The organism is Avibacterium volantium (assembly GCF_900635775.1).
In the GTDB taxonomy this organism is placed as follows: Bacteria; Pseudomonadota; Gammaproteobacteria; order Enterobacterales; family Pasteurellaceae; genus Avibacterium; species Avibacterium volantium.
In genome coordinates this window covers 644096-660473 of the sequence record NZ_LR134167.1, presented here as the reverse complement: position 1 = coordinate 660473, position 16378 = coordinate 644096, and the positions used below count along the sequence as shown (strand labels likewise).

At 41.3% G+C, this 16378-nt stretch carries 13 protein-coding genes and 6 tRNA genes; 12 read left to right on the top strand and 7 right to left on the bottom strand.

Going from position 1 to position 16378, the window contains the following annotated elements:
* The first annotated feature begins 2 nt into the window (after window positions 1–2).
* From leuB to ELZ61_RS03200, 4 genes are all read left to right on the top strand, one after another.
* Entirely contained in the window at window positions 3–1079 is a 1077-nt protein-coding gene (gene leuB, locus ELZ61_RS03215) for a 3-isopropylmalate dehydrogenase (RefSeq protein WP_126371389.1), read from the top strand.
* Between the two features lie 382 nt (window positions 1080–1461).
* Window positions 1462–2874 carry a 3-isopropylmalate dehydratase large subunit gene (gene leuC / locus ELZ61_RS03210; RefSeq protein ID WP_126371387.1) on the top strand — a complete coding sequence of 471 codons (1413 nt, stop codon included), beginning with the start codon at window positions 1462–1464 and terminating at the stop codon, window positions 2872–2874.
* Between the two features lie 9 nt (window positions 2875–2883).
* On the top strand, window positions 2884–3486 hold the full coding sequence (gene leuD / locus ELZ61_RS03205; RefSeq protein WP_126371385.1) for a 3-isopropylmalate dehydratase small subunit: 603 nt from the start codon (window positions 2884–2886) through the stop codon (window positions 3484–3486).
* A gap of 105 nt (window positions 3487–3591) precedes the next feature.
* Window positions 3592–4833, top strand: coding sequence for an O-antigen ligase family protein (locus ELZ61_RS03200; protein ID WP_126371383.1), 1242 nt, complete (start codon window positions 3592–3594; stop codon window positions 4831–4833).
* A gap of 72 nt (window positions 4834–4905) precedes the next feature.
* Here ELZ61_RS03200 and folD read toward each other — a convergent pair whose 3' ends face one another.
* The gene (gene folD, locus ELZ61_RS03195) at window positions 4906–5766 is read right to left on the bottom strand and encodes a bifunctional methylenetetrahydrofolate dehydrogenase/methenyltetrahydrofolate cyclohydrolase FolD (protein WP_126371381.1); all 861 of its coding nucleotides are present in this window, start codon (window positions 5764–5766) and stop codon (window positions 4906–4908) included.
* 164 nt (window positions 5767–5930) lie between these two features.
* On the opposite strand from folD, the gene ELZ61_RS03190 reads away from it, so the two are divergent.
* Window positions 5931–6007: transfer RNA gene (locus ELZ61_RS03190), tRNA-Pro, on the top strand.
* A 30-nt stretch (window positions 6008–6037) separates the two neighbouring features.
* Window positions 6038–6114, top strand: a tRNA-Arg gene (locus ELZ61_RS03185).
* 263 nt (window positions 6115–6377) lie between these two features.
* Here the strand turns inward: ELZ61_RS03185 and groL are convergent.
* Together groL and ELZ61_RS03175 are read right to left on the bottom strand one after the other, a co-directional pair.
* Window positions 6378–8021: a chaperonin GroEL gene (gene groL / locus ELZ61_RS03180; RefSeq protein WP_103854190.1), complete on the bottom strand. Its 1644-nt coding sequence runs from the start codon at window positions 8019–8021 to the stop codon at window positions 6378–6380.
* Between the two features lie 78 nt (window positions 8022–8099).
* Complete coding sequence (locus tag ELZ61_RS03175) at window positions 8100–8390, bottom strand: co-chaperone GroES (protein WP_017806817.1); 291 nt, start codon at window positions 8388–8390, stop codon at window positions 8100–8102.
* 342 nt (window positions 8391–8732) lie between these two features.
* Here ELZ61_RS03175 and ELZ61_RS03170 point away from each other — a divergent pair, with 342 nt between their 5' ends.
* The 3 genes from ELZ61_RS03170 to ELZ61_RS03160 are packed head-to-tail and all read left to right on the top strand — an operon-like array spanning window position 8733 to window position 12484.
* Window positions 8733–9743 (top strand): Fe(3+) ABC transporter substrate-binding protein, encoded by a 1011-nt coding sequence (locus tag ELZ61_RS03170; RefSeq protein ID WP_126371379.1) that lies wholly within the window; start codon window positions 8733–8735, stop codon window positions 9741–9743.
* A 57-nt stretch (window positions 9744–9800) separates the two neighbouring features.
* Complete coding sequence (locus tag ELZ61_RS03165; protein ID WP_126371377.1) at window positions 9801–11456, top strand: ABC transporter permease; 1656 nt, start codon at window positions 9801–9803, stop codon at window positions 11454–11456.
* A 2-nt stretch (window positions 11457–11458) separates the two neighbouring features.
* Complete coding sequence (locus tag ELZ61_RS03160; RefSeq protein WP_126371375.1) at window positions 11459–12484, top strand: ABC transporter ATP-binding protein; 1026 nt, start codon at window positions 11459–11461, stop codon at window positions 12482–12484.
* Between the two features lie 74 nt (window positions 12485–12558).
* Here the strand turns inward: ELZ61_RS03160 and ELZ61_RS03155 are convergent.
* Window positions 12559–12634, bottom strand: a tRNA-Ala gene (locus ELZ61_RS03155).
* 94 nt (window positions 12635–12728) lie between these two features.
* Window positions 12729–14171 carry a glutamate--tRNA ligase gene (gene gltX / locus ELZ61_RS03150; RefSeq protein ID WP_126371373.1) on the bottom strand — a complete coding sequence of 481 codons (1443 nt, stop codon included), beginning with the start codon at window positions 14169–14171 and terminating at the stop codon, window positions 12729–12731.
* A 176-nt stretch (window positions 14172–14347) separates the two neighbouring features.
* Between gltX and ELZ61_RS03145 the strand changes: the two genes are divergently transcribed.
* The 3 genes from ELZ61_RS03145 to ELZ61_RS03135 all read left to right on the top strand — a co-directional run bounded on the left by ELZ61_RS03145 (window position 14348) and on the right by ELZ61_RS03135 (window position 14682).
* Window positions 14348–14423, top strand: a tRNA-Val gene (locus ELZ61_RS03145).
* Between the two features lie 39 nt (window positions 14424–14462).
* A tRNA-Val gene (locus ELZ61_RS03140) sits at window positions 14463–14538 on the top strand.
* Window positions 14539–14606: 68 nt separating this feature from the next.
* Window positions 14607–14682 (top strand) — tRNA-Val (locus ELZ61_RS03135).
* A 152-nt stretch (window positions 14683–14834) separates the two neighbouring features.
* Here the strand turns inward: ELZ61_RS03135 and mreD are convergent.
* Window positions 14835–15323, bottom strand: coding sequence for a rod shape-determining protein MreD (mreD, locus tag ELZ61_RS03130; RefSeq protein ID WP_126371371.1), 489 nt, complete (start codon window positions 15321–15323; stop codon window positions 14835–14837).
* Window positions 15323–16369, bottom strand: coding sequence for a rod shape-determining protein MreC (gene mreC, locus ELZ61_RS03125; RefSeq protein ID WP_126371369.1), 1047 nt, complete (start codon window positions 16367–16369; stop codon window positions 15323–15325). Before mreC ends, mreD begins: the two co-directional genes overlap by 1 nt.
* Window positions 16370–16378 lie beyond the last annotated feature (9 nt).

Genomic DNA, 16378 nt, shown 5'->3' with positions numbered 1-16378 from the left:
TGATGAAAAATTATAATGTCGCCGTATTAAGTGGCGATGGCATTGGCCCAGAAATTATGGCTGAAGCCCTTAAAGTGCTTGATGCCGTACAGCAAAAATACGGTTTTCAACTTAACTTTCGCCATTTTGATGTAGGCGGTATCGCCATTGATAAACACGGCACGCCATTACCAGCAGAAACCTTAAAGGGCTGCGAAGAAAGCGATGCAATTTTATTTGGTTCAGTGGGTGGGCCAAAATGGGAAAACTTACCGCCAAATCAACAACCTGAACGCGGCGCATTATTACCGTTGCGTAAACACTTTGCTCTATTTTGCAACTTACGCCCTGCAACCCTATACAAAGGTTTAGAAAAATTCTGCCCATTGCGTGCAGATATTGCGGCGAAAGGCTTTGATATGGTAACAGTGCGTGAATTAACAGGCGGGATCTATTTCGGTCAGCCTAAAGGCCGTGAGGGCGAAGGAAAAAACGAAAAAGCCTACGATACGGAAATCTATCACCGCTATGAAATTGAGCGTATCGCCAAAGTCGCCTTTGAAACCGCGATGAAACGCACTAAACACGTTACTTCAGTAGATAAAGCCAACGTGTTGATCAGCTCTACCCTATGGCGTGATGTGGTGGAAGAGGTGGCAAAAGACTATCCTGAAGTGAGATTGGATCATATCTATATTGATAACGCCACGATGCAATTAATCAAACAACCTGAATTTTTTGATGTGTTGCTATGCTCAAATATTTTCGGCGACATCATTTCTGATGAATGTGCAATGATCACGGGATCAATGGGAATGCTTCCTTCCGCCAGTCTAAACGAACAAGGCTTCGGTTTATACGAACCCGCAGGTGGCTCAGCCCCTGACATCGCAGGCAAAGGCATCGCTAACCCAATCGCACAAATTCTTTCCGCCGCAATGATGTTGCGTTATAGCTTTGATCTCAATGACGCCGCCACCGCAATAGAAAGTGCGGTGAAAAAAGTACTAGAAAATGGCTACCGCACCGCAGATCTTGCAGATGAAAGCGCACCTGTTTCAACAGAAGAAATGGGGGATCTTATTGTGGCTGAGATTTAAAAATCTCCCCCCACCCCTCCTTATCAAAGAGGGGGGAATTGATAAGTGAAATAGCTTAGTTACTTTCTATCAATAAGGGATAAATAAGAGAAATTGATGATGAAATCTCCCCCTAGCCCCCTCTTTATTAAAGAGGGGGAATTGATAAGTGAAAGAGCTTAGTTATTTTTTATCAATAAGGGATAAATAAGAGAAACTGATAATGAAATCTCTCACGAGATCCCCCCTCTTTGATAAAAAGGGGAATTGATAAGTGAAATAGCTTAGTTATTTTCTATCAATAAGGGATAAATAAGAGAAACTGATGATGAAATCTCTCACGAGATCCCCCCTCTTTAATAAAGAGGGGGTTAGGGGGAGATTCTAAACAAGAGATAATAGAATGACTAAAAAAACCCTATACGACAAATTATTCGATGCTCACATCGTTTACGAATCAGCAGGCGAAACGCCGATTTTATACATCAATCGCCACTTAATTCACGAAGTAACCAGCCCGCAAGCCTTTGACGGATTGCGTGTTGCCAATCGCCAAGTGCGTCAAGTGGGTAAAACTTTCGGTACAATGGATCACAGCATTTCAACGCAAGTGCGTGATGTGAATAAATTAGAAGGACAAGCCAAAATCCAAGTGTTGGAACTTGCGAAAAACTGTGCCAATACAGGCATTGAATTGTTTGATATGAACACCAAACAGCAAGGGATCGTCCACGTTATGGGGCCTGAGCAAGGGCTAACGTTGCCAGGAATGACGATTGTTTGTGGCGATTCCCACACTGCCACGCACGGCGCATTTGGCGCATTAGCGTTTGGGATTGGTACATCAGAAGTGGAACACGTTCTTGCTACCCAAACCTTAAAACAAAGCCGTGCTAAAAATATGAAAATTGAAGTGCGTGGCAAAGTTGCCCCGGGAATTACGGCAAAAGACATTGTGCTTGCTATTATCGGCAAAACCACAATGGCAGGTGGCACAGGACACGTTGTAGAATTTTGCGGTGAAGCCATTCGTGATCTTTCTATGGAAGGAAGAATGACCGTCTGCAATATGGCCATTGAACTTGGTGCAAAAGCAGGATTAATCGCGCCAGACGAAACAACTTTTGAATACTTGAAAGGTCGTCCTTATGCCCCGAAAGGCAAAGATTGGGACGATGCGGTAGCTTATTGGAAAACGTTGAAAACCGATGAGGGCGCAGAATTTGACACAGTGATCGTATTAGACGCGAAAGACATTTCGCCACAGGTAACTTGGGGAACAAACCCAGGGCAAGTGATCGGCATTGATCAAACCGTGCCAAATCCCGCTGAAATGAATGATCCTGTGGTACGCGCTTCTGCTGAAAAAGCCTTAGCTTATATTGGGTTAGAACCGAATGCAGATTTAACTCAAATCCCTGTTGATCAAGTCTTTATCGGCTCTTGCACTAACTCGCGTATTGAAGACTTACGTGCTGCTGCCGCGGTGATGAAAGGACGTAAAGTTGCTGATAACGTAAAACGCGTGTTGGTGGTTCCGGGATCGGGTCTTGTGAAAGAACAGGCCGAAAAAGAGGGCTTAGATAAAATCTTTATTGAAGCAGGGGCTGAATGGCGTAACCCCGGTTGTTCAATGTGTTTAGGAATGAATGATGACCAATTAGGCGAATGGGAACGTTGTGCTTCCACCAGCAACCGTAACTTTGAAGGTCGCCAAGGGCGTAATGGCCGCACTCATCTTGTCAGCCCAGCAATGGCTGCGGCGGCAGCGGTGTTTGGTAAATTTGTTGATATTCGCCAAGTGGAATTATATTAAGGAGATATTATGGCAGGCTTTAAACAACATTCAGGCATTGTTGTGCCATTAGATGTGGCAAATGTGGATACCGATGCCATTATTCCAAAACAATTTTTACAAGCCATCACGCGTGTTGGCTTTGGCAAACACTTATTCCACGAATGGCGTTATCTTGATGCAGAGGGCAAGCAAACTAATCCCGAATTTGTACTCAACTTCCCACAATATCAAGGGGCAAGCATTTTGCTGGCGCGTAAAAATTTAGGCTGTGGCTCATCTCGCGAACACGCCCCTTGGGCATTGGCAGATTATGGTTTCAAAGTGATGATCGCGCCAAGTTTCGCGGATATTTTCTATAACAACAGCTTAAACAACCATATGTTACCCATCCGTTTAAGCGAAGAAGAAATCGAAGAAATCTTCCAATGGGTGTGGGCAAATCAAGGGGCGACCATTGATGTGGATTTAGAAAAAATGACCGTAACCGTTGGCGAAAAAGTCTATCCCTTTGAGCTAGACGAATTCCGCCGCCACTGCCTATTAAATGGCTTAGATAACATCGGACTCACCCTTCAACACGAAAACGCCATTGCAGAATATGAGAAAAATATTCCTGCGTTTTTACGATAAACCTAAGGCTGACACAACGTCAGCCTAATTTTTACCGCAGCACTAGCAATCTTAACCATTTTCACGCATACTTAGCCCCAGAATTTTTCATTTTGGTTATAATTTATGCTTAATAAACGTTATTCTTTTGGTTATTTATTTGTAAACACTGCTGTTTCAATTTATTTTTTATCTATATTTCTTTTTAAGCGTAGCTATAACATAGCACCCGCCTTGCTCATTTTAGCGGCACTGATTCTTTTTATAATAAGTAAAGAAAGAAAAAATATCTTTAAATTTAATAACGAACAAAAGACATTAGCGCTCAGTTATCTTTTCTACTTTGCAACACTTGCATTTTCTGTATTATTCCATCACGGAAAATTAAACGAATTAGATAATCCTAGTCGCATTTTGCTATTCTTACCAATCATTCCATTATTAGTTAATTACAAACTTAGCTTTCATATTTTAATAAAAGTTATTCCTTTCTCTGCCTTATTAGCTGGGATTATTGCACTTATTCAACGTTTTTATCTTGGGTATGAACAAGCATACAGCAATGTTATGCATATTCAAGGCGGTGATATGGCTATGAGCTTAGGTGTTTTTTCAATTTGTATTAGTCTATATTTTTGGACAAATAAAAATAAGAAATTTGCTCTACTCGTATTATTTTGTGCCTTAATGGGAATGTTAGGAAGCATTTTATCTACCGCTCGTGGTGGCTGGATTGGTGTACCATTTATACTGGCTTTCACCTTATATATTTATCGCAAAAAACTGCCTAAATATTTCTTTCCTATCCTATTTTCTACAATTTCAACATTTGTTGTTATTGTTTCACTCACCAATACAGGGGGCATTATTGATCGCATCAATGCGGCTAAAGCAGATATTACGCAATATGTGAGTAGCGAAAACACTTCTACTTCTGTTGGTGCACGTTTCGATATGTGGAAAGCTTCTTGGATTGCTATTCAAGAAAAACCTATTTTAGGTTGGGGAAAACAAGGTATTTACGACAAAAAACAAGAACTGGCAAAAGAAGGCGTTATTAGTGAATATGCAGCAAGTTTCGTGCATAACCATAATCAATTTATTGATGACACAGTAAAAAAAGGATTAATTGGACTTATAGCCTTATTATTTGTTTTTATTGTTCCTTTACGCTTTTTTATTAGCAACTTAAAAAAAGATAATCCAGAACTATTATGCCTTTCTAGTTTGGGTATCATTCACGTTACATCTACAATGTTTTATAATTTTTCACAAAGTTTCTTTAGCCATAATTCAGGAAATATTTTCTATTTCTTTTTGATTGTAATTTTTTATGCTGCCATTAAAGTGGTAAAGAATAAAAGTTAAGACATAAAATAATGCCCTATCATAAGGGCATTATTTTTAAAAGTGCGGTGCTTTTTTCTATTATTTTTTGCTTTATTTATTATCAACTAAATGCTTTTCATAAGCATACAACGTATTAAACATTAACATCGCAACGGTCATTGGGCCAACGCCGCCTGGCACTGGGGTGATGTAACCTGCTCTTTCTTTTGCTTTGTCAAATTCCACATCACCAGAAAGTTTGCCGTCCACACGGTTAATTCCTACATCAATCACCACTGCGCCTTCTTTAATCCATTCACCGGGGATAAATTGTGGTTTTCCTACGGCAACCACTAGAATATCCGCTTGTTTCACGTGGTGTTCTAAATCTTTTGTGAAACGATGCGTTACCGTAACAGTGCAGCCTGCAAGTAATAATTCTAACGCCATTGGACGCCCTACGATGTTGGACGCTCCCACAATCACAGCGTGCTGACCATAAAAACCAATACCAGTGGTTTCTAACAGTTTAATGACACCGTAGGGAGTACAAGCACGCAGTGTAGGAATACGCTGGCATAAACGCCCCACATTATATGGGTGGAAGCCATCTACATCTTTGTTCGGTGAAATACGTTCAATAACAGAAGTGCTATTAATATGAGCAGGTAAAGGCAGCTGAACTAAAATACCATCAATTAGTGGATCTGCATTTAGCTCATCAATCAGAGCAAGCAATTCTTGCTCGGTTGTACTTTCAGGTAAATCATAAGACTTAGAAAACATTCCGATTTCTTCGCAGCTTTTGCGTTTGCTGGCAACATAAACTTGCGAGGCAGGATCGGCCCCGACTAAAATCACCGCTAACCCCGGTGCACGCTTGCCTTGTTGAGTATATTGTTGAATTTTTTCAGCAATTTCTGATTTGATTTCTTTAGAGAGAGCTGTGCCAGAGATGATTTGTGCCGTCATTACGTTTTCCTTAAAATGAAATACTGAGAAAGTAAACGTTTGCTATTTTCTCAAAAAAAACATTCCAATGTAAGCCTAATTGAGATAATTTTGAGCGATTAAATAAAAAATAGAAAAAATTCATTGACTGATAATGAAAGCTACTTATAATGCTACACATCTGTCGGCGAGTAGCGCAGCTTGGTAGCGCAACTGGTTTGGGACCAGTGGGTCGTAGGTTCAAATCCTATCTCGCCGACCACTTCTTTTTTTATCTATATCCATTTGAAATGCGCCCTTAGCTCAGCTGGATAGAGCAACGGCCTTCTAAGCCGTAGGTCATTGGTTCGAATCCAATAGGGCGTGCCATTATAATCATTTCTGCTTAACAAACTTTCATTTATTCTTATTTTATATTTATGTTTCTAAAAACATATCCGCACTTTTTGACAAAACAAGCAATCGTAACTCATTTTCTAACTTGTTCTTCTTTTATGCTGATGATTTTTCCCTAACGTATTATTCCAATGATAAAAAACTCCCCGCAGCTAAAACTACGGGGATTTGTGCAATAGAAATCTAAAAATCAGAAAAATTTCCACCGCACTTTAAAAATGAGGCTTCGGGACGAATTACATCATACCGCCCATTCCACCCATACCGCCCATACCAGCGCCTAGGTCTGCTTTATCTTCTTTTGGAATTTCGGTTACCATCGCTTCAGTGGTAATCATTAATCCTGCGATAGAAGCAGCGAATTGAAGGGCTGAACGGGTTACTTTAGTTGGATCTAAGATACCCATTTCAAGCATATCGCCATATTGCTCAGAACCTGCGTTGTAACCGAAGTTTCCTTCACCAGATTTCACCGCACTTGCCACCACAGAGGCTTCTTCCCCAGCGTTGGTAACGATTTGGCGTAATGGTGCTTCCATTGCACGCAAGGCAAGTTTGATGCCCACGTTTTGCTCTTCGTTATCGCCTTTTAAGCTTGCTGCAACTTTGGTTGCCGCACGGATTAAGGCAACACCACCACCGGCTACGATACCTTCTTCCACAGCTGCACGAGTTGCGTGTAAAGCATCTTCAACGCGATCTTTTTTCTCTTTCATTTCAACTTCAGTTGCCGCACCCACTTTAATTACAGCCACACCGCCAGCTAATTTAGCCACGCGTTCTTGTAATTTTTCTTTGTCGTAATCTGAAGTGCTTTCTTCAATTTGCTGACGAATTTGTGCCACACGGCCTTTGATTTGTGCTTCTTCGCCCACGCCGTCAATAATGGTTGTGTTGTCTTTGTTGATCACAACACGTTTCGCTTGACCTAAATCTTCTAAAGTCGCTTTTTCTAACTCCATACCGATTTCTTCAGAAATCACAGTACCAGCGGTTAAAATCGCAATATCTTGTAACATTGCTTTACGGCGATCACCAAAGCCCGGTGCTTTTACCGCAGCCACTTTCACGATACCACGCATTGTGTTCACTACAAGGGTCGCAAGGGCTTCGCCTTCCACATCTTCAGCGATAATTAACAATGGTTTACCTGCTTTCGCAACAGCTTCTAACACGGGCAATAATTCACGAATGTTAGAGATTTTTTTGTCCACTAAAAGAATGAACGGGTTGTCAAATTCTACGGTTGCAGATTCTGGCTTGTTGATGAAATAAGGTGAAAGGTAACCACGATCGAATTGCATACCTTCAACCACTGCCAATTCATCTTCTAAACCTGTGCCGTCTTCTACGGTGATCACGCCTTCTTTGCCCACTTTCTCCATTGCTTCGGCAATAAGTTTACCGACTACATTATCTGAGTTTGCTGAGATTGTTCCCACTTGTTCAATTTCTTTTGAGCTTTCGCACGGTTTAGAAAGGGCTTTTAATTCTGCCACAACAGCGCTCACAGCTTTATCAATACCGCGTTTTAAATCCATCGGGTTCATTCCCGCAGCCACGGCTTTTAAGCCTTCGTTTACGATAGCTTGGGCTAATACGGTTGCCGTTGTTGTACCGTCCCCTGCCGCGTCATTGGCTTTAGAGGCCACTTCTTTCACCATTTGTGCGCCCATATTTTCGAATTTATCTTCTAATTCGATTTCACGTGCAACGGATACACCGTCTTTCGTGATCGTTGGTGCGCCAAAGGCTTTGTCTAAAATTACATTACGACCTTTCGGGCCAAGGGTTACTTTCACTGCGTCTGCAAGAATGTTTACACCGTTAAGCATTTTTACGCGAGCATCATTGCCAAATTTAACGTCTTTTGCTGCCATTTTTTATTCCTTCTTAATAATTAATTTTGCTAAAAGTGCGGTGAAAAATAACCGCACTTTTTGATGATTGATTTGGGATTATTCTACGATAGCTAAAATATCGCTTTCAGAAATGATTAACACTTCTTCGCCATCAATTTTTTCCGCTTTCACGCCATAGCCATCATTGAAGATAATGGTGTCGCCAACTTTTACATCTAAAGGCAACACAGTGCCATTTTCTAAAATGCGCCCTTTACCCACGGCAAGCACTTTTGCACGGGTTGATTTAGTCGCCGCAGAACCAGTTAAAACAATTCCGCCAGCAGAAAGGGTTTCCACTTCTTCACGTTTGATGATCACACGATCGTGTAATGGACGAATATTCATTGTAATTTCCTTCTTAAGTTGAGGTTTTAAACAAAAAAGTATCTTCAATATGGGGCAGGATTTTTTCCTTTCAAGAGAATAACAAAAAATTTTTTGCAAAAACAGGTAAAAAAAGCCCTGCACTTTTGAGATAAAGATGAGAATAATTTTTATTTACTTACTGCATTTTTTTCGGTAAAGTCAATGCTAGCTAAAACAAAGCTTGGCTAAAAAGTTTCAGCTAAATTTAACAGGCGTTTTTCACTGAATTCAAAAGGAGAAATTCTATTTTCTACGCAAAGTGCGGTGCAAAAACGCAGAGATTTTAACCAATCACTCAACTTTAACCACGGAGAACGTGCAATGAAAAAAACATTATCTGCTTTGGCCTTATTAACCACATTTGCAGCGCCTGCTTTCGCCGCCAACGAAGTGAATGTCTATTCTTATCGCCAACCTTATTTGATCGAACCTATCTTGAAACAATTTGAGCAAGAAACGGGCGTGAAAGTGAATTTTATTTTTGCCGATAAAGGCTTAGTTGAGCGGGTAAAACGTGAAGGTGAGCTTAGCCCGGCTGATGTACTATTAACCGTGGACATTAGCCGTGTGATGGAAATTGTTAATGCAGGTTTGGCTCAATCGATCCAATCTTCTGTATTAGAAAGTAATATTCCTGCAAAATTCCGTGATAGCCAAGGCAAATGGTTTGCGCTAACCAGCCGCGCGCGAGTGGTGTATTCATCGAAAGATCGCGTGGGTAAATTGCCAGCAAGCTTCACTTACTACGATTTAGCCAAACCTGAATTAAAAGGCAAAGTTTGTGTGCGTTCAGGCAAACATTCTTACAATGTTTCATTAATTGCTTCAATGATTGCTCACGATGGCGTAGAAAAAGCTAAAGATTTCTTAACAGGATTAAAAGCGAACTTGGCACAAAAACCACAGGGCGGCGACCGTGATCAAGTGAAAGCGATTAAAGAAGGCGTGTGCGATTATTCATTAGGCAATAGCTATTATTATGGCAAAATGCTGGAAGATGAAAAACAAAAAAACTGGGCGGAAGCGGCTTATATCAACTATCCAAACCAAGAAACCGTGGGAACGCATATGAATATCAGCGGTGTGGTAGTAGCAAAATATGCACCAAATAAAGACAACGCGGTGAAATTGGTGGAATTTTTAAGTGGCGACAAAGCACAGCATCTTTATGCCGAATTGAACCACGAATATCCAGTAAAACCGTCTGTACAAAAATCTAAATTGGTGCAATCTTGGGGTGAATTTAAACAAGATAATCTGCCATTAGAAAAAATCGCAGAAAACTATGAAAATGCGTTGAAATTAATCGATGAAGTAAAATTTGATCTGTAATAGATCCAATCTATGCTAGCCTATACCCATCAGGGATAGGCTAGTTTTATTTTGATTATGGATAATTCCGCAAAACATAAAAATTTTTTCGCAAAAAGCACCGCACTTATCGCATTATTGGCGGTATTGGGGTTCTTCTTGCTGCCGATTATCGCCTTGTTGTTTTCGGCGTTTGAAGGCTCATTGCACAGTTTGCAACATTTATGGCAAACGGTGTTTACCGACTATTTATTCAATTCTCTAAGCTTAGTATTCGGCACAACTGCGCTCAGTTTATGCTTTGCCTTGCCCTGCGCATTTTTGGTGTCGCGTTATCATTTTGTTGGCAAAACGCTGTTGCAATGGTTACTTTGCCTGCCCCTTGCCATTCCTGCGTATTTATCTGCCTATCTTTACACGGATTTTTTAGACTATCCCGGCATCGTGCAACAAAGTTTGCGCACTTGGTTTGATTGGCAAAGTAAGCAAGATTATTGGTTTCCTTCCATTCGTAGCCTAGGCGGCGCTTGCTTTATTTTGGCGTTGTCGTTGTATCCTTATATTTTCTTATTAGTCAGAATGGCGTTGATGGAGCAAGGCGACAATTTACAGCAAAGCGCAAAACTATTGGGCGCAAGCCGCTGGCGTGTGTTTTACAAAATTACCTTTGCCCTTATCCGACCAGCTATTGCGGTGGGTTGCGCCTTGGTGGCAATGGAAACCTTGGGCGATTTTGGTACGGTGGCGTTTTTTGCCATTCCTTCACTCACTACGGCGATTTACGACACTTGGCTTGGCTTTGGCGATTTGCAAGCCGCGGCACAGATTTCTCTGTTTATGCTCGGATTGTTAGTGCTATTTATTAGCATTGAGCGTTATGCACGCCGCCAACAACGCTATTATCAACGTTCAGGACAGCGCCCTGCGCAAACCCAACGGCTCAATGGACTAGGCTGGGGATTATTGTTATTCAGCACCCTGTTAATTATTCTTGCATTTTTTATCCCGCTCTTTCAGCTAAGTTATTGGTCAATTATCTATTTTGAACAAGCGTGGACAGCGGATTTCTGGCAATATAGCCAAAACAGCTTGCTGGTTTCTGGGCTAGCAATGATCATCTGCGTATGCTTAGCGTTATTAATGCACTTTTGGGCAAGGTTACGCCCAACGCCTTTGGCTAAAATAGCCGTGCGTTTTTCTGCGCTAGGTTACGCCATTCCCGGAACAGTTCTGGCAATCGGCTTGTTAATTCCTTTTACCTTTGCCGATCATCAACTTAACCGCTTGTTAAAATGGCTTGATTTGCCAATGCTTGGCTTGGTGTTTTCTGGCTCCATTTTCGCCCTTGTGTCCGCTTATGTGATCCGCTTTTCGGCGATGGCATTGGGCAGCTTAGAAACCAGCTTGAGTCAAATTCCGCCGTCTTTAGATATGGCAGGCAGAATGTTAGGCTATAAATCTTGGGGAATTTGGCGCAAAATCCACTTACCCTTAATGCGCAAAGGCATTTTCACCGCATTATTGCTAGTTTTTATTGAAAGTATGAAAGAACTCAATGCGTCTTTATTGTTGCGTCCGTTTAATTTTGATACGCTCGCCACCCACGTTTTCACCTTTACTTCAGATGAACAGCTTGAACGCGCCGCCTTGCCTGCTTTGGTGCTTATTTTAGTGGGGATTATTCCCGTGTTGATTTTAACTCGTTCTTTACTGCAATCAGGGAAAAAAGCTTAATAATGAATACCTTAGATATTACCCATTTAACCTGCTGCTATAACAATCAGCCCATTTTGCAAGATCTTAATTTATCCATAGAAAATGATGATATTGTGTGTTTGCTCGGTGCAAGTGGCTGCGGAAAAACCACCTTGCTCAAAGCCGTTGCAGGATTAATTCCGCTAAGTGCAGGTAATATTCGTCTGCAAGACAAAGAAATTCAACATCTTGAGGCGAATGAGCGAGAAATAGGGCTGATCTTTCAAGATTATGCCCTTTTCCCCCATTTAACCGTGGCAGAAAATATTCTATTTGGTTTGCATCAAATAAATAAAAGCGAGCAAGCAAAAACCTTACAAAAAATGACCGCACTTGTGCATTTGCAAGGGTTAGAAAAACGCTATCCCCACGAGCTTTCGGGCGGGCAACAACAGCGCGTTGCCATTGCCCGCGCGCTAGCTTGTCAGCCCAAATTATTATTGCTTGATGAGCCTTTTTCTAACATTGACAGCCAAGTTCGTCATCAAATGATCGAAGAAATTCGCCATATTCTAAAACAACAGCATATTCCCGCCATTTTCGTTACCCATAGCAAAGAAGAAGCCTTTCTCTTTGCGGATAAATTAGCGGTAATGAACCAAGGAAAAATCTGCCAAATCGGCGCGCCAAGCACGGTTTACCAACAGCCAAACAGCCCTTTTGTCGCCAATTTTTTGGGGGAAATGAATTATCTGCCTTGCCACCCTATTGATGATCAGCGTTGCCAATCGCTACTTGGCGTGCATTTGTGTTCCACGCATCAATCGCAACAAGCACCGAGTTATCTCGCAATCCGCCCCGAACAGCTACAATTACGCGTGGCAGATACCCCAACACAAGCCAACGGCATTATTCGCCAACAACGTTTTCTAGGTGCTTATTATAAATATCAAGTGGAAATGGCTGGCTTAGAACTCATCATTACAAGCCAACAATCTTTGCCCCTAGGTGCGAGGGTTCAAGTATTATATGAGAAAGAAAGTGGAGTAATCTTTGCTGAAAAATAATGTGTTGAAGATTAGAATATTATATAGGCTATAAAAAGTAAAAGCCTTGAAATTTCTTTCAAGGCTTTAAAATCTGGTGGAGATAATCGGGATCGAACCGACGACCTCTTGAATGCCATTCAAGCGCTCTCCCAACTGAGCTATATCCCCGTAAATATGTCGTTTATAATAATTAGCAGAATGAACGCTGTCAATATTAAATTCACTGCATTCATTCGCTAGCTTAAATATTAAGCGCTTTATATTAGGCGTTTTTTGCCTTGATGAAATCAATGGCTTTTTGAATGCGGGCGAGGGAGCGATTGCGCCCGATGCCAACTAGGGTAACGTCCATAGATGGAGATTGCCCTGCACCAGTTACCGCAACACGCAATGGCATTCCCACTTTGCCCATTCCTACGCCGAGTTCTTCCGCTGTTTGTTCAATGGCTTGGTGAATTGGCTCAGCCGTCCATTGAGAAAGTGCGGTCAATTTTTCTTTGACTTTTTCAAGTGCTTCAGCCGCCCCAGATTTAAAGTGTTTTTTCACCGCACTTTCGTCAAAATGATCAAAATCTTCAAAGAAGTAACGGCTTGCAGTCGCCATTTCTTTTAAAGTTTTACAACGCTCACCGAGTATTACAACAATCTCACTTAATGCGGGCCCATTGCTGGTATCAATGCCTTGATGTTGATAATGCCAAGCAAGGTGTTTAGCCACATATTCAGGTGGTAATTCGCGAATATAATGATGGTTTAACCATAACAATTTTTCTGTGTTAAATGCGCTGGCAGATTTGCTTACCTGAGTTAATTCAAATAGCTTGATCATTTCTTCTACGGAGAAAATCTCTTGATCGCCGTGCCCCCAACCTAAGCGTACTAAATAGTTAAGCAAGGCTTCAGGGAGAAAGCCATCATCGCGATATTGCATTACGCTCACTGCACCGTGGCGTTTAGACAATTTCTGTCCGTCATCACCTAGGATCATTGAAACGTGCGCATATGTCGGAATTGGCGCATTTAACGCTTTCAAAATATTAATTTGACGTGGGGTATTGTTAATATGGTCTTCGCCGCGTACAACGTGTGTAATGCCCATATCCCAGTCGTCAATCACTACGCAGAAGTTATATGTTGGTGAGCCATCAGTACGGCGAATAATTAAATCATCAAGCTCACTGTTGCTGATCTCAATGCGTCCACGCACGGCATCATCAAATACTACCGAACCTTCTTGTGGGTTTTTGAAACGTACAACGTGAGGAGCATCTGGATTCTCAGGCGCGTGATGTAAGCAATAGCCATCATAACGTGGTTTTTCTTTATTTTTTTCTTGCTCATTGCGTAAATTTTCTAAACGCTCTTTTGAACAATAACAACGATAAGCCAAGCCCTGTTCAAGCATTTGATCAATCACTTGATTGTAACGATCAAAGCGCTTCGTTTGGTAATAAGGGCCGTGATCCCAAGCTAAGTTAAGCCATTCCATTCCTTCTAAAATAGCTTGCGTGGCTTCTGGCGTAGAACGTTCTAAATCAGTATCTTCAATGCGTAATACAAATTCACCTTGGTTATGTTTTGCAAATAGCCAAGAATATAGTGCGGTTCTAGCACCGCCAACGTGCAGATAGCCTGTTGGGCTAGGCGCAAAGCGAGTACGAACTTTCACGGACGGATCTAAATTAAATAGCGGTTCTGCTTTCATTTTATTTATAACCTTTGTTTACAGTAAAATTAAATCGGCGGTATTGTACTATGAGTTCATCTAATTCACGATAAAAAAAGCAAGTTTATGTTTATTTTTGCAACACTTAAACAAAAATATGCAAAAACTTATTGACTGTGTTTTGAGAACACTTATAATGCCAACCCACGACACAAGGGCGATTAGCTCAGTTGGGAGAGCACCTCCCTTACAAGGAGGGGGTCACTGGTTCGAGACCGGTATCGCCCACCACTTTTTTAAGGACTTGTGTTGTAACGCTTAAACTAACGTGGGCGATTAGCTCAGTTGGGAGAGCACCTCCCTTACAAGGAGGGGGTCACTGGTTCGAGACCGGTATCGCCCACCACGCTAGTTTAAGTTCCCAGTTTAACTTTTCACAAAGTTAAATCCGATAGCTAGAAATAGCATTCTGTCGGGCGATTAGCTCAGTTGGGAGAGCACCTCCCTTACAAGGAGGGGGTCACTGGTTCGAGACCGGTATCGCCCACCACTCTTTTTCTTTTATAATTCTATTACATCTGAAAACTTTACTGGTTTTTGTTATATTTCTTATTCAACAATAAAAATCTCTTTCAATTTAATTTACTAATTAAGTTTATCCAATTAAAAGAGATCTAAATTATTTCTAATTCATTAGCAGTATTATCCAATATGGAATTGCTTTGCTACTTTTCTCAATAACAAGAATATCCAAGGCCATAATACGCCAGTGGTAATTGCGCCAAAAATCTCTTGCCAATTAAAGACTGCACTATGCAAGAATAGCTCAACGATAAAAATTCCTATTCTTACACCAAAAACAGCGAGAATAACAAATATTCCTTGCATCCATAAAGATAAATTCCGGATTAATACACTATTCACTGCAAGCAAATAAGCAAAAATAGAAAGCACTAACGCGTGGATTCCCAAGGTTGAACCGAGTACAAGATCCCAAGCAATTCCCATAAGAAATGCTGTACCGACACTAATTTTTGAAGGCATTGCTAAGATCCAATAAGTTAAGACCAACAATAACCACGCAGGCTTGAAATTATGCAGGCTAGTTGGCCAAGGTGCAATTTCTAACACCATTGCAATTAAAAAGGTGGATACAATAAACAATAATTGTAAAACAGCACGACCTCGCATTAATCTTCCTCTCGATAATGTTGCAATTCAGGATCAACAGGTTCAGAAGGCATTTCCATTTGTTCCGTATGAATCTCCTCTAAAGTTGGAGTTGATGGTTTTTCTTCTGGCTCTTCCGCTGTCATAGACGGTTGCACAATTTCTTGCTTTTTCTGAGTTTCAAGACGCTGACGAACGGCTTTGCGCACATCTTCTGGCGTACTAGAATTTACTTTACGCATATCTTCATTGGTTGGCCATAAAAGTAAGACATAACGTAAACGCTCAATCGATGCGAGTGGTTTCGCTGTGATAGTAGCGAAATAATTCTTTCCATCACGCGATACATTTTCCACAATGGCGACAGGGTAGCCTTCAAGGAAACGTCCACCTAGCCCAGATGTAACCAGTAAATCCCCTTTCACAATATCCACTGAGCGTGGCACATTGTCTAGGGTGAGTTCATCACTGTGCCCTGTACCACTGGCGATCACACGCACATCATTACGCAATACTTGCACAGGAATGGAATGGGTAACGTCCGTTAGTAACAGCACGCGACTGGTGTTGCTTCCTACAGAAATAATCTGCCCAACTACACCTTTTTCATCGATAACCGGCTGCCCCACATAAGCACCGTCATTTTCCCCTTGGTTAATGACCACTTGCTGGCGATAAACATCAGTTTCTGCGGTTAAAACCTCAGCGATTTTTTTGTATTCATCTGTACGCAATGGCGAATTTAGCAATAAACGTAAGCGTTGGTTTTCTACTTTTAGTTGATCCAATAACAGTAAGTCGGCATTTTTTTCGCGCAGTTGTTCTCTTAGGACTTTGTTTTCGATTTGTAATTTGTTGGTATCAACAAGATTGTAAGACACACCGTCTAATACGGTTCTAGGGGTGTTGGCAAGATAATAAACGCCACCAATTGCTGTTTCCATTATGCTACGTGCTTTTATCATTGTGTTGGTTTGCCCATCAAATAAAATCAGCACAATAGAAGCAATCACGGCAAAAATTAAACGAATGCCAAGGTAGGGAGCTTTTCCAAAGATCGGTTTCATTAATATGGC